Source organism: Clostridium sp. BJN0013 (assembly GCF_040939125.1).
Lineage (GTDB): Bacteria > Bacillota > Clostridia > Clostridiales > Clostridiaceae > Clostridium_B.
Map to the genome: position 1 here is coordinate 776,993 of NZ_CP162495.1, position 21,783 is coordinate 798,775.

Genomic DNA, 21,783 nt, shown 5'->3' on the forward strand with positions numbered 1-21,783 from the left:
GGGGATAAATTATGTATGATAACAGTATGAAAATAGAGTTTATTAGTAAGTCACAAAATGAAAGTTTTGCTAGAGTATCAGTAGCGGCCTTTGTATCCCAGTTGGATCCTACATTAGATGAATTAACAGATGTAAAAACTGCAGTTTCAGAAGCAGTTACAAACTCTATTATTCATGGTTATGAAAACAAAGAAGGTATAGTTAAAATTGAAGCCACTATTAAAGAAAAAGAGCTAACTTTAATAGTAGAAGATAATGGTATAGGTATAGAGGATATAGATGTCGCCATGCAACCTCTTTATACTTCTAAACCTGAACTAGAAAGATCAGGAATGGGATTTACTGTAATGGAGACATTTATGGATTCCCTTCAAGTGGAATCTGAAAAAAACAAAGGGACAAGATTGATTATGAAAAAGGTTTTTAATTCATTAAGTTAGGTGAATGATATGGGTGAAGAAACAGTAAAAAAAATTAAATATAGCTACGATGATAATCTAAAATTGATTAAATGTGCAAAAGAAGGAGACAAAAAAGCATTAAACAAGCTAGTGGAACTAAATTTACCATTGGTTTCAGCTATAAGTAAAAAATTTTTAAATAGAGGATATGAATATGAAGATATATTTCAAATAGGCTGTATGGGACTTATGAAGGCAATAAATAATTTTGATGAAACTTATAATGTGAAATTTTCTACATATGCTGTACCCATGATATTAGGAGAGATAAAGAGATTTCTCCGAGATGACGGAATGATAAAAGTAAGCAGAAGCATAAAAAATACAGCTAAGAAACTTCATTATGATAGAGAAGCACTTACAAAAAAATTGAACAGAGAACCTACTATAGAAGAATTGGCTGAATATTCAGGAGTAAAAACAGAAGAATTACTTTTTGCCACAGAGTCTACCAATAGTTTGCAATATCTATATGATACTATACATCAAGATGATGGGTCACCTGTTCTTTTAATAGATAAAATAAGTGAAAATCCTAAGGAAGATGTGGAAGTTATAGATAGAATTGCATTAAAAGAGGCTTTAAGAAATTTAGATGTAAAGTCCAGGCAGATTATAATGCTAAGATATTTTAAGGATAAAACTCAAGTACAGGTGGCAAAAATGTTAGGAATAAATCAAGTACAGGTTTCTAGAATTGAAAAAAAAGTACTTAAAATCATGAGAGAAATTTTAAGTGAATGATCTGCAAAATGTAGTAAATCAAATGATTCTAAGGTTCAGGTGGAGTTTGTTATAGAGAAATGCTTTTCTCCATATGAACCTTATTAACAGTATTCTTAGTGTCTTTAGCACTTAGAATACGTTATCCTTTAGGGGAAGAACTTATCCAGGTGTGTAGCAGTGTTTATCTCCCACTTTGAAGAAGATGGGAGTATTAATAATGGTAGCATTCGGATAAAAAAATTAAAATAACATATAAGTAGTATTACCCCGAAGATTAATTCCACCTTAAAATACTAAGGTGGAATTTTAATTTAACTTAATATACTTAAATATATCAGTTATTTTCAACAGATGTTTCTGTAGAAGAATTATCCGTGTGAGTCTCATCCTTTTTTCCTGAATTATTCTTGTCATTATCATCATTTTTTTCGGAGGAATTATTATTATCTACAGTATTGTTATTATCTTTGTTGTTGTCTTTATCAGTATCTGTATTTTTGTTAGTATTCCTTTTATATTGACTTCTATTGGTATTTTTGTTAGGAAGGTTGTCAAATATATTCCACGAATGGGACATATTACAGTAACTTGTAGGTACTGTACCTTCTATAAATAATTCGTTGTAAACCTTGTTGCCTGTAAGATCCTTATAACAATTGGATCTGGCAAGTTTACCAGATTCAGAACAGATTGCTGCAGTTACCACTCCAGAGGGCATTTCCAACTCTTTTGATTCTAAAGTTTCATGGAAAGGAGACATTATATCTGCCCAGAGTTTGGCTGCAGAGTTACTGTTAAGTCCATATAATGTGGAACTATTGTCATTGCCAATCCATACTGCTGCAGAGTAGTATGGAGTTAATCCACAAAACCACAGGTTTTTGCTATCAGTGGAAGTACCAGTTTTACCCCTTACAGCCATATTTCCAAAGTTCGCATTATATCCTGTACCTTCTGCACTAACGGGTCCTTTTAACATATCGTATAGTATATAGGCAGTTTGACTGGATAGAACGGTTTTTGTTTCCGTTTTATTCTGCAATAAAATTTTTTGGTTTCTATCCTCCACTTTAGTATAAAGTTTTGGAGATGTATAGGTACCGTAATTTCCAAATACTCCATAAGCTGCAGCCATTGTAAGGGTATTTGTACCATGGTGAAGCTCGCCAAGAGATAGTGCTGCTATACTGGCTCTATCATGTTCGTCTAAAGTTATGCCAAATTTTTCTGCATATTCAGATGCAATTTCTAGTCCCAGTTTATCTTCCAGTTTAACGGCAACTAGATTTATAGAATGCATTAAAGCAGTCCTTAAAGTCATATTACCTCCAATGTAGTCATCATCTTTAGGTTGATAAGGTTCACCATTAGAGGCATATTTATTGGCTATTTCATTGGATAATGGGGAATCCTCAAAAATACTGGCAGATGTAAACTGCTGTGAATTTATGGCAGGGCTGTATACAGTTAATGGTTTTATACTAGATCCAGGGGATCTTAAGTAATTTTCAGAGGCAGCTCTGTTAAAAGATCTAGCAGGCTGAGTTCCCCTACCACCTACAAGAGCTTTTACTTTTCCAGAATGATAATCCATAACTACTGCTGATGCTTCAGGTTGTAATATCCCATTTTCATCTGTGGTAGAATTTTGAAAAACACTATTGTTAGTTATAGTATCTTCTGTTTTTTTCTGTAAGTCCTTGTCCATTGTAGTATATATCTTAAGGGCCCCATACATAAGTAAATTGTTTATTTGTTCATCAGTATACTTGTATTTAGATTTTAAATCCTTTTTTACTTGAGTGATAACAGGTACTGTAAACCACTCATAGTTATATGTATTACTTACAGTAGGTTCTGGTTTAATATCTAATTTACCTTCTGAAATGTCTTTTATGGCAGTAGTATACTGACTTTGAGAAATGTATCCATTTTCATACATTTTTGTAATTACCGATTTGGTTCTGTTTAAATATATGGATGGATCTTTTTTAGCTTTATCAGAATAGGGATAATACACAGAGGGACTTTGGGGAATAGCCGCAATAAGGGCACATTCAATTAAATTCAAGTCTTTTGCAGACTTCCTAAAATATTGCTGGGATGCAGCTTCAACACCTAATGCTCTTCCACCTAAATATATCGTATTCATATATGCTCCCAGTATTTCATCTTTACTTAATTTATTTTCAAGCTTTATAGATAAGTACATTTCCTGAAGTTTTCTTTTAAAAGATACATCGGAAGATAGAAATATACCCCTTACCAGCTGCTGGGTTATAGTAGATGCTCCTTGAATGTTGTCATTGCCTGTAATCTTATTTTTGATATCTATAAATATTACACCTATAATTCTTTTCAAATCTATACCGTTATGTTTATAAAATCTTTCATCTTCTATGCTGATAAAAGCATTTTTTAAGTCCTGGGGCATATTATCAAAAGGAATTACTGTTCTTTGTTGTGGGGTAACTACTACATCCATAGCATCATTGCTGTCATCATATAGAACAGAAGGCTCATTTAAATTTAATATCTGGTTTACATCAAGTGTTGGAGAATTTTTTATAATAGCTAAGCTTGCACCAATTATTGATACAAATGCCAATAACAATAAGCCGGATAAGATAGTAAATATAAGTTTAGAAGTTTTAAATGGAGCCTTTTTATGTCTTTTTACCATAATTGTCCTCCTTGCTCTAAATTGTTATTTTAATTTTAATTATTATAACATAAATTAAAGTATTAATGAAATATAAATGATTTTTGGAATTTTGGCAAGGGAATATGTGAAAATGATTTTTACTTTATAAGTATATAATGTATACTAGAAGGGTAAATGGTAAGATTAAATATTGATGGTTTTAGATAGAGATATAAATTTTGCAATAAATATCTTTAATAAATACAAAGAAAATCAAGAGTTGAATTATAAGAATATAAATAAAGTAACTACTCTATATTTTCAAGATGGAAAATTAGTTGCTTAATTTTGGAAGGGAAGTGACAAAAGTACCGTTGGCTTGCGGTATAACATTATAGAGAAATGTTATTATGTACACTAATAGCAATATTGAGTGTATGAACTAAATCTATAATTTTTTATATATTTAACTGGATTTTTATAGATTTTTTAAAGCTGATTTTTTGATATATGGAAATACAGAAGGCATAAGAAAGTCTATATTGGATGAATTAGAAGAAATATATGATATTAAAGTACCTAAAGATATTGTTTGCAGTATGGAGATTGTAGAAATACTTTGCAAAAATACTATATATTTAAATAGAGAAATAAGTGTGCTTATTAATAGAAAAGGAAAGGTTTTAAATATATCAGTAGGTGACAGTAACAGTGTAAATATTGAAGTTTATACATCAGAAAATAAGCTTTCTGGAATTAGAATGATACACACTCATCCTAATGGCAATTCACAGCTTTCAAAAGTAGATATTTCAGCTTTAATAAAATTGAAATTGGATTGTATATCGGCCATAGGAGTTAATGATAGAGGACCTACGGGTATGAGTTTAGGTTTTTTAAGTATTAAAGGAGATTCTGTTGAAAGTGAAGTCTTGGATAACCTGACTCTGGAAGAAGCTGCTAATTATAATGTATTAAGAAAGATAAATGAAATAGAAGAGTTGATAAAAAAAATATATACACTGGAGGAGTATGAAGAAAGAGCCATACTCGTAGGAACGGATAGTGAAGAGAGTTTAGATGAATTAGAAGAATTGGCTAGAGCTTGTAATGTAAAAGTTTTAGAAAAAATATTCCAAAAAAGAACTATCATAGATACAGCTTTTTATGTGGGAAAAGGAAAAGTAAGTGAGATAGGATTAATTGCTCAAATTCATAATGCCAATGTAGTGATTTTTGATGATGAAATATCTGGCTCACAGGCTAGAAATTTAGAAGAGAGTTTAAAAATAAAGATAATAGACAGAACTACATTAATACTTCACATATTTGCTACCAGGGCAAAAAGTAGAGAGAGTAAAATGCAAGTAGAGCTTGCCCAACTTAAATATAGATTAGCTAGACTTTCAGGATTTGGTATAGTTCTTTCAAGAACTGGTGGAGGTATAGGTACTAGAGGACCGGGAGAAAAAAAGCTGGAAACAGATAAAAGGCATATAAGAGAAAGAATATATGAGATTAATAGAGAATTAAAAAAGATAAAAAAAGTAAGAAAAGTACAAAGAGAAAAGAGAAATGAAATATACAATGTATCTCTGGTTGGATACACTAATTCAGGAAAATCCACCTTGAGAAATAAGTTATGTGAAATAGCTGTGCCTAAGAAAAATATTTCAAAAGATAAAGTGTTCGAAGCAGATATGTTATTTGCCACTTTAGATACTACTACCCGTGCTGTAGAATTAAAAGATGGCAGAATAATTACAATAACTGATACCGTAGGATTTATAAATAAACTTCCTCATGATCTTATAGAAGCCTTTAAATCTACCTTGGAAGAAGTTTATTATTCTGATTTACTGCTTCATGTGGTGGATATATCCTCAGAAAATGTATGTCAGCATATAGAAACAGTAGATAGGGTTTTACACCAACTTGACATAAGTGATAAACCAATACTTTTGGTATTAAATAAAATAGATAAAGTGAAAACAAAAAAAATAAAGGATATAGAAAATACGTATAATATAGATAATATATACATATCTGCTAAATATGATATTAATTTAGAAGAACTTCTAGAAAAAATATCACATATGCTTCCCCAAAGTATAAAAAAGGTGGAATATTTAATTCCCTATACGGAACAAGCTACAGTAGCTTTTATACACAGAAATTGTAAAATAGAACAGGAGGATTATAGGGAGCAGGGAACCTATATAAGTGCTTTGGTAGACGAAGAAGTATATAACAAGTGTAGAAAATTTATGTATTGAATAGTAAACTATATTTTAAAGTCGAAATATTAAAAAAAGGTACAGTGTAAGTACAATTACTCTTCTTCAAAATCTTCCTATTGTATTCTTATAAAAATATATTATATAATATATAAAAATTCAGAATAATCTTTGTTTGCGGGAATTAAATTTAAAAGGAGGTTCATTTTATATGGGAAGGACTATCTTGCAATATCAAAAAGCTTTTAACAGTGCTATTGATAGATTTAAAGCTAATAAATCAGTTCTTGCAGTTATGGTCTTTGGAAGTATGATTAGTGGAGACTTGTGGGATGAATCAGATATTGATTTGCTTGTAGTATTTGATAATAAGAGAACTGGTTTAAAAGACATATATACAGAAGAAAAGGGGATACCAATCCATATTAAACTTATGAGTAAGAGTAATTTTTTGCAATCTTCCAAAGAAGACTTAAAGGGAGGCTTTATCCATAGAATAGTATCTTCTTCCAGATTAGTATTTTCAAAGGACATGGAAATAACATCTAAATATGATGTGGGAAGATATTATCCTGATCTGGATAGAGAGAGATGGAACATGGTATACCTTGGAGAATTATTTAAAAATATGGGAGTATGTAAAAAGTATCTTCAAAATGATGTTATATATACATCTTATATTGCAGCAGTACGTTCTGTGGAAGAATTCTCAAAGTTATATGTAAATTCCTCGGGACATATGATAAGTAAAGATGCGGTAACTATTGCTATGAATTTAAATAATAGCTTTAGAAAATGTGTAGAGGAATTATTCTTTAGTAAATTGGATGTAGCTGAAGCTATAAATGACATTATGGATTATTTTAAAAAATATATAGATAAGAATATAAGAAATATTACAAAAGTACTTTTAAATTATATGAGAGAAAAGGATTCTTTTTTAAGTTCCGAAGATATAAAAAATGATAGATTATTTTATAATTATGACATAAATATGGAAGAAATATTAAATAGTTTATGGCAGAAAAATTTACTTAAGAAGGATACAAGAGACTATAAGATGAAGGATGGAACTACCTTAGCTAAAGAAAATGTGTATTTTATGTAATTATTGACGCTAATTAATAAAAGTATTTTTATAAATATAGATTAAGGTTTTGGGGGGTGAAATTTATTTTAAATAAATATTTTGTAGATCTAAATAAGGGAGAAATACCCAAATATTTATTAATAAAAAAACACATAAAAAGATTAATTGATACCAATATAGTAGAGGATAGAGAAAGATTGCCTTCCATAAGAAAGTTAGCTCAGTTTTTGAATGTAAATAATATTACAGTAATAAATGCCTATAAAAGGCTTCAAGCTGAGGGATATGCAATTCAAAAAATAGGAAGTGGAACTTACGCCAAAAAAAAAGACATACATAAAAATTTTAATAGAGAATATTCTAAGGCTCTAAAAAAAATATTTAATAAAGAAACAGTAGATTATATAGATTTTACAGGAGAAACCCCCAGTGGGGAATTTTTCCAGATAGATTTTTTTAAGGATGTTTTAAATGAAGTATTGGATAGAGATGGAGCTAAAGCCCTGATTTGTCAGGAATATCTAGGATATGAAGGTCTTAGAAATAGTATAAGTAGTGTTTTCTGGAATAAAAATGTGGATAAAGAAGACATACTTATAATTTCCGGGGCACAGCAGGGTATAGATTTGGTTTCAAAAGCAATATTGAATATAAATGATAGTGTAATAGTGGAAAAGCCGACTTACAGTGGAGCCTTATCTGTATTTAAATGGAGAAGAACGGAGATTTTTGAAGTACCTGTTGAAAAAGATGGTATTGACATGGACAAGTTTGAAAAAATACTTAAAAAAAATAATATAAAATGTTTTTATACCATGAGTTATTTTCAGAATCCTACAGGAATAAGCTGCAGTAATTATAAAAAAATACAAATATTGAAATTGGCACAAATATATGATTTCTATATAATAGAAGATGATTATCTGTCAGAATTAATCTATGATAATAGTATAAAGTATAATAGCTTTAAAAGTTTAGATAATAATGATAGGGTGGTATATATAAAAAGTTTTTCAAAAATATTTTTACCCGGTATAAGAATTGGATATTTAATACCTCCTAAAGTATTTAAGGAGAGTATTCAAAATTCTAAAATTAATACGGATATATCTACATCTAGTATTATGCAGAGAGCTTTAGACTTATATATTAGAAAGGGGTTGTGGAAAAATTATATAGAAACTTTAAATTGTGCCTATAAAAAAAGATATATTTACATGGAAAAGTGTATATTAAAGTATTTGGGAGATAAAGTAGAATTTGTAAAACCAGGGGGAGGATTACACTTTTATTTAAAAATTAAGGAAGATATAAAATTAAATTCTGTAGATATTTTTAGACAGGGAAAAGATAGGGGAATTTTAATTACTCCCGGACTTTTATTTTATAAAAACGCTTTAGAGGGGAAAAATTATTTTAAGATAAGTTTTTCTCATACAAATGAAGAAGAAATAGAATATGGAATAAAAATATTAAGTGAAATCATGATTGCATAACATTTAATTTTGCATTGTGAACTGTGAATTGTTTAAAGGGTATTGGAAAGGTGGGTTATTCATGAGCTATTTTACAGTGAAAGATGAGGCTAATTCTAGAGTTGAAGAAAAAAAATCTGTATTTATAGGTAATATAAAAAGAGTCTGTACAGAAAATGATGCTAAAAAATTTATAAGCAGAATAAAATCAGAAAACTCCAAGGCATCTCATAATGTGTATGCTTATGTAATTGGACAAAAAATGAATATACAAAGGTACAGTGATGATGGAGAACCTCAGGGAACTGCAGGAATACCTATATTAGAAATAATAAAACAGCATAAGATAACAGATGTGGCTGTAGTTGTTACAAGATATTTTGGAGGTACATTGCTTGGTAAAGCGGGGCTAATTAAAGCCTACTCAAAAGCTGCAGTCTCAGCAATTGACCAGGGTAAAATAGTAGAAAAAGTACAGGGCTCCTCTGTAGATATGTTTATAGATTATTATAATTTGGGTAAATTACAGTATATGTTTGAACAAAAATCAGTTTATGTAGAAAATGTAGAATATGCCGATAAGGTTAAAGTATCCATAAACTGTGTTATAGAAGATGTAGATAAATTAATAAATGAAATTATAGAAGTTACAAATGGAAAGTGTGAAGTAATAGTTGGTGATGAAGAATTTTATTTTAAAATGGATAATAGACTTATCAAGGAATAATTTTTGAAGTAGTTGACTGAGAGCTGAATTAGATAATTAAATTTGTATATAATTATGTTTATATGATATAATACCTTCGGATAAATAAGTAACACCGCAGTTAGGGGGAAATTTATATGTCAGGACATTCAAAATGGCATAATATACAGGCAAAAAAGGGTAAAGCAGATGCGATAAAAGGTAAGATATTTACTAAAATAGGAAAAGAGTTGGCTATTGCAGCTAAAGATGGGGGATCGAATCTAGATAACAATGCTAAACTAAGAGACATTGTAGCAAAGGCTAGGTCCAATAATATGCCCCAGGATACAATTAACAGGGCCATTAAAAAAGGTGCAGGAGAAATGGAAGGGGTAAATTATGAAGAAATAATTTATGAAGGATATGGCTCAAATGGAGTAGCAGTAATAGTTAAGGCTTTAACAGATAATAAAAACAGAACAGCAGGTAATGTAAGGAGTATATTTTCAAAGCAAGGTGGAAATTTAGGAGCTAATGGCTGTGTATCATGGATGTTCCAAACTAAAGGTGAATTAGTAGTAGAAAGAAAAGATGATATGGATGAAGATGAAATTATGATGCAGGCATTGGATGCAGGTGCAGAGGATTTTAATACTGAAGAGGAAGTATTTGAAATAATTACAAGCGTAGAAGATTTTGGAAGTGTGCGAGAAAAATTGGAGAATGAGGGTCTTGAATTTATATCAGCAGAAATTACAATGATACCGGATAATACAGTAGCTGTTGATATGGATGCTGCAGGAAAAGTTCAAAAACTTATAGATAAGCTGGAAGATGATGACGATGTTCAAAATGTCTATCATAATGCAGATTTTCCAGATGAATTTGAAGAATAAAATACATATGTCAGCTGTAAAAAAGGACGTTTTTAAAAGACGTCTTTTTTTATTTTAGGGAATATAGAAATGAATTAATGGAGAAAATAGATCTATTTTAAGTTGATATTTTTTAAAATGTTGATGGAGGAATGGATCGATTATGAAGAAAATAATAACATTCATTGCTACCTTTATACTAATAATAGGTATAAATAATATAGCTTCTGCAGGTCATGAAAAATACGAGGTACATTTTTTGAATGTAGGTCAGGGTGACTGCATTTTAGTAAAAGCACATGACAAAAGCTATTTGATAGATACAGGGAGTGCATATTATAGTAAAAAAGTGATAAAATATTTAGATTCAAATAAGATAAATAAAATAGAAGGTATAATATTAACCCACTACCATAGTGATCATTACGGTGGCATAATAAAAATAGCACAATGTAAAAAGGTAGGCAAGGTATATTTGCCGGGGCATGAAAGTTCTATGAAATATATTATAAGGGGTAAATTAATTAATATGGGAACTCCTGTGGAATACATAGGTGAAGGCTGGCGTCTAAAATCACAGGGTATAGATCTTGAAGCTATTGCACCCTTGCATGAAGATAATAATATAGAAAATAATAATTCCATTGTATTACAGGGAAATATAGGTCAGCTTGATTATCTGTTTGCTGGGGATTGCGAAAAAAGTGAAGAACAGAGTATGATAGATTCAGGAAAGATTAGAAAATGTGATGTACTAAAAGTTCCCCATCATGGAATTCATACAAGTACTCTTGGCGAATTTTTAGAAAAAACAAATCCCAAAGTGGCCATTATAACGAGTAATAAAAGTACTCCGAATAAGACAATAGAAGATAGACTGGTAAATAGGGGAATTACAGTTTGGAGAACAGACAAGCAAGGGAATATATTTATTAAAAATAAAATTTTATATTGTGATAGAAATTATACTAGTATAAAGTTAAAATAATATGTATAATTTTACAATGAATTGTCCATAATATTCAAAAAGGAGGGATATTATGGATAGAAGAAAATTGCGTACTGTAATATTAGTTATTTTTACTATTTTAATTTTTGGTTTAAGTTGTTATATATGTGTGACAGGATTTCAAAATGCCAACATGAAAAAGGAATTGCTTCAAGTGAAAGAAAAAAATAAGGAAAGTGGTACTGTAAAAACAAATTCTAATGTAGCTACTACTGTTTCTGATAAGGCAAAAGTTATATTTAAAATCAAATATGATAAAAGTGGAGAGTACCAGATAGAAAAAGAAGAATCAGCAAAAGAACTGTCTGGAAAGAGTAAAAATGAAGTTGAAGCCACCTATAAAAGTGCAGGCTACAAAATAGAAAAATTTAATACGGAAGAAGTAATACTGGTAAAAGAAGTGGATAAGTATGTTCCGAATAAATATGTACTGGGTATAAAAAATGGCTTTATTGCTATATATAAGACAGATAAAGAGGGGAATATGTTCATAGAAAATGAAAATACGGATATAACTGATATAAAAACAAAAAAATTAAAAGAACAAGATATCAAACTTTTAACTAAAGGAGATAAGTATTTTCAGTGTAATACTAGAGAAGAAGCACAGTCACGCCTGGAAGACTATGAATAATAGTAGCTTCCAGGGCTTTTTCTGATTTTTACTTAATGATATAATTATTATGTTATAAAATTTGGGACGAACCCTAATTTTAAAATATTTCCTTGAACTAAATTATTTTCCGTGATAAAGTAATATGTGTTATTTTGAAATTAAACAGTTCAGATTTTGGAGGAGTTTGTAAATGTATGAGTATATAAAAGGCATATATAAAGGGGTAGTTAAGGATTATATAGTAGTTGAAAACAACGGTATAGGATATAAGATAAATACCTCTGGAAGTACTATTGCTAAAACTCCAAAAATAGATGAAAATATAACTTTATATCTTCAGCAAATAGTAAGAGAAGATTTTATAGGATTATATGGATTTTTAACAAAAGAAGAGATTAATATGTTCAATCTTCTTCTTACTATAAATGGCATAGGAGCAAAAGCGGCGCTTTCTCTCTTATCTATGTGTAGTGTTAATAATTTAAAATATGCTATAATATCTGGAGATGAAAAAAATTTAGTAAGAGCTCCAGGGGTAGGAAAGAAAACTGCACAGAGAATTATATTGGAACTTAAAGATAAAATAAAAACAGAAGAAATTATAAATAATGAAAAAGATTATAGACAAGTTAATTCAGAAGAACAGACGACGGAAGTTTTAGAAGCACTTATAGCCCTTGGATATTCCGAAAAAGAAGCAGCTAGGGCTGTGGCTTTTATAGATACTAATGATTCTATTGAATCAATGATAAAAAATGCTTTGAAATTTTTAATGAATTAGGTTAGGTGATGGGTATGGAAGATAGAATAGTTACTCCACTTAATATTAAAGGCGATGCAGAAGGTGAGTACAGTTTAAGACCTAAAAGCCTCAGTGAATATATTGGACAGAGAAAAGTGAAAGAAAAATTAAAAATATTTATAGAGGCTGCTAAAAATAGAAAAGAAGCTCTGGATCATGTACTGTTTTATGGTCCCCCAGGGCTTGGCAAAACTACACTAGCTAATATAATTGCTTTGGAGATGGGAGGTAATTTAAAAATTACCTCAGGACCTGCTATAGAAAGGGCAGGGGACTTAGCTGCAATACTTACCAGCCTTGATGACAGGGATGTGCTTTTTATAGATGAAATACACAGATTAAATAGAAGTGTAGAGGAAATACTGTATCCAGCTATGGAAGATTATGCCCTCGATATAGTTATAGGAAAGGGAGCAGCCACCAAGTCCATAAGATTGGATTTACCTAGATTTACCCTTATAGGAGCTACTACAAGGGTAGGACTTTTGACTGCTCCTTTAAGAGATAGATTTGGCGTTTTATGTCCTATGGATTTTTATGAACAGGATGAGTTAAGTCAAATTATAGTTAGATCCTGTAGTATACTCCAAGTAAAAATAGAGCCGGAGGCTGCAGTGGAGATAGGAAAGAGATCCCGGGGAACTCCAAGGATTGCCAATAGACTTTTAAAAAGGGTAAGAGATTATTCTGAAGTTAAAGGTAATGGAATAATAGATTTAAAAACCAGCAAGGCAGCATTGGAACTGTTGGAAGTGGATAGAGAAGGATTTGACAGTATAGATAATAAAATATTAAGAGCCATTATAGATAACTTTAATGGAGGACCTGTGGGCATAGAAACACTTGCTTACTTTATAGGAGAGGAACTGGATACTATAGAAGATGTATATGAGCCTTATCTGCTTCAAAGGGGATTTATAATTAGAACTCCCAGAGGGAGAGTTGCCTCTGACAGTGCTTACAGGCACTTTAATAAAACCAGGAAAAGTAGTAATAAAAATTTTAAACAGTCATCTCTATTTGAGGACGAGGTATAACTTAATGTATTAAAAATATTACATAAGATGAAATGGAGTGAAGCTTATTGGAGGTTACAGATTTCGATTTTTACTTGCCAGAGGAATTAATTGCACAGAAGCCTTTAAAAAAAAGGGATGAAGGAAGGCTTATGATACTGGATAGAAAAACTGGTAAAGTTGAACACAAAGTATTTAAGGATATAATAGATTATCTAAATCCAGGGGATTGTCTTGTATTAAATGATACCAGGGTTTTACCTGCAAGGCTTATAGGTGTGAGAGAAGATACCATGCGGAAAATGGAGTTTTTGCTGTTGAAAAGAAAGGATAGCTGTACCTGGGAAACTTTAGTTAAGCCTGGCAGAAGGGCTAAGATTGGGAGTAGATTTAATTTTGGCAATGGACAGTTAAAGGCTGAAGTAGTTAGTATAAACCAGGATGGAAATAGAATAGTTAAATTTGAATATAATGGAGTATTTGAAGAAATACTAGATAAACTAGGCCAAATACCTCTTCCACCATACATAAAGGAAAAATTAGAGGATAAAGAGCTATATCAAACTGTGTATTCCAGGGAAGAAGGATCTGCAGCAGCACCTACAGCTGGACTTCATTTTACTGAAGAACTATTGAGAGAGCTCCGTGAAAAAGGTGTCAATCTGGCATTTTTAACGCTGCATGTGGGTCTTGGAACTTTCAGGCCTGTTAAAGTAGAAAATATAGAAGAGCATACCATGCATTCTGAGTTTTATTCCATGTCAGAAGAGGCTGCGAATATGATAAATACAGCTAAAGAAAGCGGTCACAGTGTAATTTCTGTGGGAACTACCTCTTGCAGAACACTTGAAACTATAGGAGATGAAAATGGCAGGGTAAAAGAGCAATCGGGATGGACGGATATATTTATATATCCGGGATATAAATATAAAGTAGTAGATAAACTTATAACAAACTTTCATCTTCCAAAATCCACCCTTATAATGCTTGTAAGTGCATTTTACGGAAGAGAAAATACATTGAAGGCGTATAATACGGCAGTAAAAGAAAAATATCGCTTTTTCAGTTTTGGGGATGCTATGTTCATCAAGTGAAGTGAGGTGCTTAAATGTATAAATTGCTTAAAAAAGATGGAAATGCCAGAAGAGGCGAGTTTAATACACCCCATGGGGTAGTTCAAACTCCAGTCTTTATGAATGTAGGTACTCTGGCTGCTATAAAAGGTGCAGTTTCTAGCAGAGATTTAAAGGAAATTGGATGTCAAATAGAACTTTCGAATACCTATCATTTGAGTTTGAGACCTGGGGATGAAATTATCAGAAAGCTTGGTGGATTACATAAATTTATGAATTGGGATAGACCTATTTTAACTGATTCTGGAGGATTCCAAGTATTTTCTCTCTCCAGTATAAGAAAGATAAAAGAAGAGGGAGTATATTTTAATTCTCATATAGATGGTAGAAAAATATTTATGGGACCGGAAGAGAGTATGAAGATTCAAAGTAACCTGGCATCTACGATAGCTATGGCTTTTGATGAGTGTGTTGAAAATCCTGCCCCTAAAGAGTATGTTGAAGATTCAGTTAAAAGAACTACCCGCTGGTTAAAAAGATGTAAAACCGAAATTGATAGGTTAAATTCCATGCCGTATACCATAAATAAAAGGCAAATGCTCTTTGGTATAAACCAAGGAGGGGTATATGATGATATACGGGTGGAACATGCAAAAATAATAAGCGATATGGATCTGGATGGATACGCCATAGGAGGGCTTGCTGTAGGAGAAACTCATGAGGAAATGTATAGAGTTCTAGAAAAGGTAGTTCCAAATCTTCCCCAGAATAAGCCAATATATTTGATGGGAGTAGGTACTCCAACTAATATACTGGAAGCGGTGGAAAGAGGAGTGGATTTTTTTGACTGTGTGATGCCTTCGAGGAATGGAAGACATTCTCATGTATTTACATCCTATGGTGTAATACATCTGTTAAATGCAAAATATCAGCTGGATGATACTCCCATTGACAGTGAGTGCAATTGTCCTACCTGTAAAAATTACACCAGGGCATACATAAGACACCTGTTTAAAGCAAAAGAGATGTTAGCTATGAGACTTTGTGTAATACACAATTTGTATTTTTATAATAATTTAATGAAGGAAATAAGAGAATCTATTGATAAAGGAGATTTTTTACAATATAAAAAGGAAAAGCTTGAAAAGTGGAATGAAACAGCTTAAAAGGATTTTTAATATATAGAATTTTATAGAGGGAGGTGAAAATATTGGATGCATTGGGTAGATTGGCACCGCTTATAATTGTGCTAGCATTTTTTTATTTACTTATATTCTTGCCGGAAAGCAGGAGAAGAAAAAAGTATAATGCTATGCTGCAAAGTCTTAAAGTTAATGATGAGATTATGACTAAAGGCGGTATAATAGGTAAAATTACACATATTCAGGAAAATGTTTTAACCATTCAAACAGGACCTGACAGAGTGAAAATAAAATTAGATAAAACAGGAATATTGAATGTTTTATCTGAAACAAAAAAACAAGAAAGTACTGACATTGATAAAAAGTAAAAAGAAGTTTGAAATTAAGGTATAAAGCACCGTTTATCTACATAGATACTATTAGATGGGGGGTGTTTTAATTTTGGAAAAGAATAATAATTACCTTCCTGCAGTGGAAGGGGTTCTAAGAGGGTTCATAATTACAGTTATTTTGCTCTTGATTTTTGCAGTTGTAATGACTTTTGTAGAAGTTAGTTCAAGGGCAAGTTATATATTCTACTTAATTACTACAATACTTAGTATAATGTATGCTTCTATTTATGCAGTGAGAAAAATAGGGAAGAAAGGATGGCTTATAGGTATTTTAGTAACTCTTCTATATTTGGTTATATTGTATGTAGTTTCCATTATTTCAGGAAATTCTATGGTTATAGGTACAGGTGGATTTACCAGGGTTTTACTTGCTCTTATAGTTGGTGCGCTATCCGGTATTATTGGAATCAATTTATAAACATTCATATCTAGTGGTTCAGAGGTTCAGGTAGAATTTACTCACAAGGTATGCTTTTCTCTACCTAAACTGTTAAACTTTATTTTATATACAGTTTATGTTATAATCAATCAGATAACTTAATTACATGGAGGAGCTTAATATGAAGCATATAAAAACTATAAATAATAGTAATATAAAAGATAGTCTGAAAAAGCCAGGATGTAAGGAATGCACTAACTCATGTCAGTCAGCATGTAAAACTTCCTGTACAGTTGCCAATCTGGCTTGTGAAAATTAACATTTTTTAGGCAGTAACAAAATAGTTGCTGCCTAAAATTTATTATAAGAATTACTTGATAGGAGGAGAAAAATTTGGCTGATATTCATAAATTTATTCAGGGATCATATTTTTATGTAATAGATGTGAACTCTGGTGCAATTCATGAAGTTGATGAATTGGTATATGATATTTTGGATGACGAAAAATTGCCGGAACTTAATCAGGTATTGGAATCACTTAAAGACAAATATGATAAAAATGAGATTATAGAAGCCTATGGAGAAATATACCAGTTAATTAAAGATGATATACTTTATTCACAGGACTTATATGAAAATATTGTATTAAAAGACAATACTACTTCATTTATAAAAGCCTTGTGTTTAAATGTTGCCCACGATTGTAATTTAAAGTGTAAGTACTGTTTTGCAGATGAAGGTGAATATAAAGGTGCAAAAGCATTGATGCCTGTACATATTGGCAAAAAAGCCATTGATTTTGTTATAGAAAAATCAGGCCCCAGAAAAAATATAGAGATAGATTTATTTGGCGGAGAACCTTTAATGGCCTTCCAGTGTATAAAAGAAATTGTGGAGTATGCAAAAGAGCAGCAAATTAAAAATAATAAGAAAATAAGATTTACCATGACTACCAATGCCATGATGCTAAATGATGAAATAATGGAGTATATTGACAAAAATATGGGGAATATAGTACTTAGCATAGATGGTAGAAAGGAAATAAATGACAATATAAGAGTTAGGAAAGATGGAGGAGGGACCTTTGATTCCATATTACCTAAAATTAAACATATGGTGGAAATTAGGGACAAGTCTAAACAATACTATGTAAGGGGAACTTTTACTAGAAAAAATACAGATTTCTTTGAAGATATAAAATTTCTTCGAAATGAAGGTTTTGAAGAAATATCTGTAGAACCTGTAGTACTTCCCCCAGATAACCCCTTATCTCTTAGAGAAGAGGATTTGCCTGAAATTTACGCTCAATATGATAAATTATATGAGGAAATGTTAAAATGCAGCTATGGTGATAAAAAATTTAAATTCTATCATTTTAACATAGATATTACTGGAGGACCTTGTATATATAAAAGGATATCTGGATGTGGAGCAGGTCATGAGTATGTAGCTATAACTCCTCAGGGAGATATATATCCCTGTCATCAATTTGTAGGAAATGAAGATTTTAAAATGGGTAATTTAGATGACTGGAACAATTTAAGAGAAGATATTTCCAGTGAATTTAAAAATTCTCATATATATAACAAACCTCAGTGTAAAAAATGCTGGGCTAGATTTTATTGCAGCGGAGGATGTCAGGCAAATAATTATAATTTTAATGGAGATATGAAAATACCTTATGAACTAGGGTGCAAAATGCAAAAAAAGAGAATTGAATGTGCCATTGCTCTTAAAGCTAGAGGTATGGTAAATAATATTTAATATTATACATTTTTTACAGAAAGTTAATACTATCTATGGTTCTAATTGGTCTTGTATGTATTGACGGTATTTTTTTTAAGTAATATAATTGCTAATGTGAATATATGAAAGTGAAGAATATTTGGCTAGTGGCAAAGGAGGTAAATAATGAAATCTAAGGTGAAAAGCACTATAGTTTTCTTCCTGTGTTTGATTGTAATAGGTTTTTTAGTCTATTCGGGAGCATATGGGGTGACTTTAGGTGGATACAAATTGAAACCCTTTAGTGAAGTCATAACTAGAGGTCTAGACCTTCAGGGCGGGGTTTCTGTACTTGAGGAAATTCAAGGGAAAAATGTAGACGAAAGTACCATAGAAAGAACAGTAGAACTTTTGTCCTTAAGAGTTAATAAATTGGGGGTAAGTGAAACAGTAGTTGTTAGAGAAGGTAAAAACAGGATAAGAATTGACATACCGGGTAAATTTGATGCTAAAGAAGTGACTGATGGTGTGGCTAAAACGGGAGAACTGAAATTTGTAGGACCTGATAATAAAACCATACTTACAGGTAAAGATGTAAAAGATGCCACAGCTTCCATTGACTCTCAAAATGGTAGTAAAGCTATAATAAATTTAGAGTTTAATAAAGATGGTACTAAAAAATTTTCAGATGCCACTAAAAAATTTATAGGGCAAAAGATTGCTATTTATTTAGATGATGAAATGCTTACTGATCCCCAGGTAGATGCACATATAACCGATGGCAAGGCTATTATACAAGGTAATCAGACCCTTAAAGAGGCCCAGAGACAGGCAAATTTAATAAAATCTGGGGCACTGCCAGTTACAGTAAAACCAGTTCAGGTTAAAACAGTAGGAGCTTCTCTTGGAGCTAATGCACTGCCTCTTAGTATATTGGCAGGTGAAATTGGTATAGGACTTGTAATGTTGTTTATGCTACTTTACTATAGATTACCTGGACTTATTGCAGACATAGCACTGGCGTTGTATGTATACATAGTTCTGGCTGCTTTTGCCAATATAGGTGTAACTCTCACTCTGGCAGGCATTGCAGGATTTCTTTTGACGGTAGGTATGGCAGTAGATGCAAATATACTTATATTTGAAAGAACCAAAGAAGAACTTAAAAGTGGTAGAACCATTAAAGCATCTATAGATGCAGGTTTTAGAAGGGCCATGACTTCCATACTGGACTCAAATATAACTACAATTATTTCAGGTTTTATACTTTACAGTATTGGAACAGGTTCTGTAAAAGGATTTGCCCTTACGCTTATTATAGGTACAATTTTAAGTATGTTTACAGCAATAACTGTTACTAGAACACTCATGAAGCTTGTTGCCAATATGGGATGGTTTAATCATAAACAGACTATTGGAACCTTCGGTGTACATGACTTCAGAAAGGGGGTAGTAAAATAATATGGATAATATATATAAAATTATCGAGAAGAGAAAAATATGGTTTACTATATCCCTTATAGTAATTGCAATTGGAATTTTTACTATGGCCACAAAAGGATTGGAGTATGGACTTGATTTTAAAGGAGGTACCATAGTTGAGATAAATTTGGGAAGTAATTTTAACAAAGAAGATGTAGACAGTATAATAAAAAAATACTCAAAGGATTTTCAATCAACTAAATCAGATAATAAATCCATAACCATAAAGTCTACTTCTCTAAGTAGTGATAATGTAAATAAGATTGTAAAAGATGTAAAGGCCAAGTACAAAAAAAGCAGTCTTACAAATCAGGAAAATATAGGTACTACTATAGGAAAGGAGACTAAAGTTAAGGCTATACAAGCTGTTATAGTGGCCATTATAGCCATGTTTATATACATAGGTATAAGATTTGAACTGAGTTATGGTATAGCTGCCATGATATCTTTGGTTCACAATATACTTGTAATGCTTTCAGTCTATGCAATATTTAGGATTTCCATAGATTCTAATTTTATAGCTGCCACACTTACAGTTATGGGATATTCTGTTCATGATACCATAGTTGTGTTTGATAGAATAAGAGAAAATCACAAGTACATGAGAGGGCAGGAACCTGAAATGGTTGCAGATGCCAGTGTAACTCAGACTCTGGCAAGATCAATAAACACTGTACTTACAGTTGTAATAACCTTGATATCGGTATATGTTTTGGTACCTTCCATAAGGATTTTTTCAGAGCCTATACTTATAGGAGTAATAACAGGATGTTATTCATCTATATGTATAGCCAGTCCGTGTTGGGTTATAATTAAAAAACATATAGTGAGTAGAAAGAAGAGATTACGCAGTGCAGTATAGTAAAGCTTATTATCTAAAAAATAATACTTAATACGATAAAATAAAAAATTTAGAGTATATTAAAACTCTAGATTTTTTTATTGTGAAAAATGTGGTCATACTGTATTTGTAATAGAAGACAATATCATTTATAATATAAGTGCTTTCGATCAGTTTGGAGGATTTTGTTATGGAGTGGCAAAAGCATAATATACAGGATTTTGATTTTTTAGGCATGGAAAACCCTTTCCTTTTAAAAGATATGGAAGAAGCCATGAAAAAAATAATAAAAGCTGTAAACAAAAGAGAGAAAATTGTAATTTATGGTACCTGTGATTTAGATGGTATAGCTTCAGTGGCTATATTGTTACTTGTGTTGAAGTATTTAAATGCAGATGTAGAGTATTTTATTTCAGATAAAATTGATGACTTTAGTATAAAATCTGATATAATAGAAAATCATATAAAATTTTTAGGGGCAAAACTTATAATAACCATAGGTTGTGGAATTAAATCTCTACCTGAGATAGAACTTTGTAAAAGGCTGGGCATTGATGTCATAGTAACAGATTACCATAAATGTGGAGAGTTTCTGCCTGAAACAATTATTATAAATCCCAATCAACCAGGTTGTGAGTATCCCTTTAAGGATCTTGTGGCAGTAGGAATTGTATTTAAATTGTGTCAAGCTATATCCATTTATTATAATATGAAGTATATAAGTAAATATTTAGATCTTGTAACCCTGGGTATTTTTTCTAAAGGAATTTATATAACTGGAGAAAATGAAGTTATGGTAAGGGAGGGCATGCGCTGTTTGAGTTATACTAATAATTACGGGATAAAGGCCTCATTGAAAGTAAATAAAATTCATACTATAACCAAAGAAAATATATATGAACTTTCAAATAAAATGGTATCCTCAATTGGCTGCAAAAGGTATATAGACAATGCCAGAATTGCAGTAGAACTCTTTACAACGGAAAGTACAGATAGAGCAGAGCAGATAGCTAAATATTTAAGAAATGAAATGATATATTAAGTTGGAACTATTAAATTAATTATAGCTTGAAAGTTTATAAATATTTAATATATAATTATATGGTAAAA

General features: G+C 31.2%; 22 protein-coding genes. 21 read left to right on the forward strand and 1 reads right to left on the reverse strand.

Going from position 1 to position 21,783, the window contains the following annotated elements; genetic code table 11:
• Nucleotides 1–11: 11 nt before the first annotated feature.
• A complete protein-coding gene (gene spoIIAB / locus AB3K27_RS04150) occupies nt 12–440 on the forward strand; it encodes an anti-sigma F factor (protein ID WP_368489989.1) in 429 nt (142 codons plus the stop codon).
• A gap of 9 nt (nt 441–449) precedes the next feature.
• Nucleotides 450–1,205 (forward strand): RNA polymerase sporulation sigma factor SigF, encoded by a 756-nt coding sequence (gene sigF / locus AB3K27_RS04155; RefSeq protein WP_368489990.1) that lies wholly within the window; start codon nt 450–452, stop codon nt 1,203–1,205.
• Between the two features lie 316 nt (nt 1,206–1,521).
• Here sigF and AB3K27_RS04160 read toward each other — a convergent pair whose 3' ends face one another.
• A complete protein-coding gene (locus tag AB3K27_RS04160; RefSeq protein ID WP_368489991.1) occupies nt 1,522–3,870 on the reverse strand; it encodes a transglycosylase domain-containing protein in 2,349 nt (782 codons plus the stop codon).
• Between the two features lie 175 nt (nt 3,871–4,045).
• On the opposite strand from AB3K27_RS04160, the gene AB3K27_RS04165 reads away from it, so the two are divergent.
• The 19 genes from AB3K27_RS04165 to AB3K27_RS04255 all read left to right on the forward strand — a co-directional run bounded on the left by AB3K27_RS04165 (nt 4,046) and on the right by AB3K27_RS04255 (nt 21,715).
• Nucleotides 4,046–4,177: a hypothetical protein gene (locus tag AB3K27_RS04165; protein ID WP_368489992.1), complete on the forward strand. Its 132-nt coding sequence runs from the start codon at nt 4,046–4,048 to the stop codon at nt 4,175–4,177.
• A 157-nt stretch (nt 4,178–4,334) separates the two neighbouring features.
• Nucleotides 4,335–6,107 carry a GTPase HflX gene (gene hflX, locus AB3K27_RS04170; RefSeq protein WP_368489993.1) on the forward strand — a complete coding sequence of 591 codons (1,773 nt, stop codon included), beginning with the start codon at nt 4,335–4,337 and terminating at the stop codon, nt 6,105–6,107.
• A gap of 172 nt (nt 6,108–6,279) precedes the next feature.
• Nucleotides 6,280–7,176, forward strand: a complete 897-nt coding sequence (locus AB3K27_RS04175; RefSeq protein ID WP_368489994.1) for a nucleotidyltransferase domain-containing protein — start codon at nt 6,280–6,282, stop codon at nt 7,174–7,176.
• 56 nt (nt 7,177–7,232) lie between these two features.
• The gene (locus AB3K27_RS04180; protein WP_368489995.1) at nt 7,233–8,654 is read left to right on the forward strand and encodes a PLP-dependent aminotransferase family protein; all 1,422 of its coding nucleotides are present in this window, start codon (nt 7,233–7,235) and stop codon (nt 8,652–8,654) included.
• A 61-nt stretch (nt 8,655–8,715) separates the two neighbouring features.
• Nucleotides 8,716–9,360, forward strand: a complete 645-nt coding sequence (locus AB3K27_RS04185; protein ID WP_368489996.1) for a YigZ family protein — start codon at nt 8,716–8,718, stop codon at nt 9,358–9,360.
• 116 nt (nt 9,361–9,476) lie between these two features.
• Nucleotides 9,477–10,217 carry a YebC/PmpR family DNA-binding transcriptional regulator gene (locus tag AB3K27_RS04190; protein WP_368489997.1) on the forward strand — a complete coding sequence of 247 codons (741 nt, stop codon included), beginning with the start codon at nt 9,477–9,479 and terminating at the stop codon, nt 10,215–10,217.
• Between the two features lie 142 nt (nt 10,218–10,359).
• Entirely contained in the window at nt 10,360–11,184 is an 825-nt protein-coding gene (locus tag AB3K27_RS04195; RefSeq protein ID WP_368489998.1) for a ComEC/Rec2 family competence protein, read from the forward strand.
• 52 nt (nt 11,185–11,236) lie between these two features.
• On the forward strand, nt 11,237–11,839 hold the full coding sequence (locus tag AB3K27_RS04200; protein ID WP_368490000.1) for a hypothetical protein: 603 nt from the start codon (nt 11,237–11,239) through the stop codon (nt 11,837–11,839).
• Nucleotides 11,840–12,011: 172 nt separating this feature from the next.
• Nucleotides 12,012–12,602, forward strand: coding sequence for a Holliday junction branch migration protein RuvA (gene ruvA / locus AB3K27_RS04205; protein ID WP_368490001.1), 591 nt, complete (start codon nt 12,012–12,014; stop codon nt 12,600–12,602).
• 14 nt (nt 12,603–12,616) lie between these two features.
• Nucleotides 12,617–13,660, forward strand: a complete 1,044-nt coding sequence (gene ruvB / locus AB3K27_RS04210) for a Holliday junction branch migration DNA helicase RuvB (protein WP_368490002.1) — start codon at nt 12,617–12,619, stop codon at nt 13,658–13,660.
• 47 nt (nt 13,661–13,707) lie between these two features.
• The gene (gene queA / locus AB3K27_RS04215; protein ID WP_368490004.1) at nt 13,708–14,733 is read left to right on the forward strand and encodes a tRNA preQ1(34) S-adenosylmethionine ribosyltransferase-isomerase QueA; all 1,026 of its coding nucleotides are present in this window, start codon (nt 13,708–13,710) and stop codon (nt 14,731–14,733) included.
• A gap of 14 nt (nt 14,734–14,747) precedes the next feature.
• Entirely contained in the window at nt 14,748–15,878 is a 1,131-nt protein-coding gene (tgt, locus tag AB3K27_RS04220; protein ID WP_368490005.1) for a tRNA guanosine(34) transglycosylase Tgt, read from the forward strand.
• A gap of 44 nt (nt 15,879–15,922) precedes the next feature.
• On the forward strand, nt 15,923–16,222 hold the full coding sequence (yajC, locus tag AB3K27_RS04225) for a preprotein translocase subunit YajC (RefSeq protein ID WP_368490006.1): 300 nt from the start codon (nt 15,923–15,925) through the stop codon (nt 16,220–16,222).
• A gap of 55 nt (nt 16,223–16,277) precedes the next feature.
• Nucleotides 16,278–16,664 (forward strand): TIGR04086 family membrane protein, encoded by a 387-nt coding sequence (locus AB3K27_RS04230; RefSeq protein ID WP_368490007.1) that lies wholly within the window; start codon nt 16,278–16,280, stop codon nt 16,662–16,664.
• A 142-nt stretch (nt 16,665–16,806) separates the two neighbouring features.
• Complete coding sequence (gene scfA, locus AB3K27_RS04235; protein WP_368490008.1) at nt 16,807–16,944, forward strand: six-cysteine ranthipeptide SCIFF; 138 nt, start codon at nt 16,807–16,809, stop codon at nt 16,942–16,944.
• A 74-nt stretch (nt 16,945–17,018) separates the two neighbouring features.
• Nucleotides 17,019–18,389, forward strand: coding sequence for a thioether cross-link-forming SCIFF peptide maturase (gene scfB, locus AB3K27_RS04240; protein WP_368490009.1), 1,371 nt, complete (start codon nt 17,019–17,021; stop codon nt 18,387–18,389).
• Between the two features lie 147 nt (nt 18,390–18,536).
• The gene (secD, locus tag AB3K27_RS04245) at nt 18,537–19,811 is read left to right on the forward strand and encodes a protein translocase subunit SecD (protein WP_368490010.1); all 1,275 of its coding nucleotides are present in this window, start codon (nt 18,537–18,539) and stop codon (nt 19,809–19,811) included.
• A gap of 10 nt (nt 19,812–19,821) precedes the next feature.
• On the forward strand, nt 19,822–20,694 hold the full coding sequence (gene secF, locus AB3K27_RS04250) for a protein translocase subunit SecF (RefSeq protein WP_368491165.1): 873 nt from the start codon (nt 19,822–19,824) through the stop codon (nt 20,692–20,694).
• 169 nt (nt 20,695–20,863) lie between these two features.
• Nucleotides 20,864–21,715: a DHH family phosphoesterase gene (locus AB3K27_RS04255; RefSeq protein ID WP_368490011.1), complete on the forward strand. Its 852-nt coding sequence runs from the start codon at nt 20,864–20,866 to the stop codon at nt 21,713–21,715.
• The last annotated feature ends 68 nt before the right edge of the window (nt 21,716–21,783 follow it).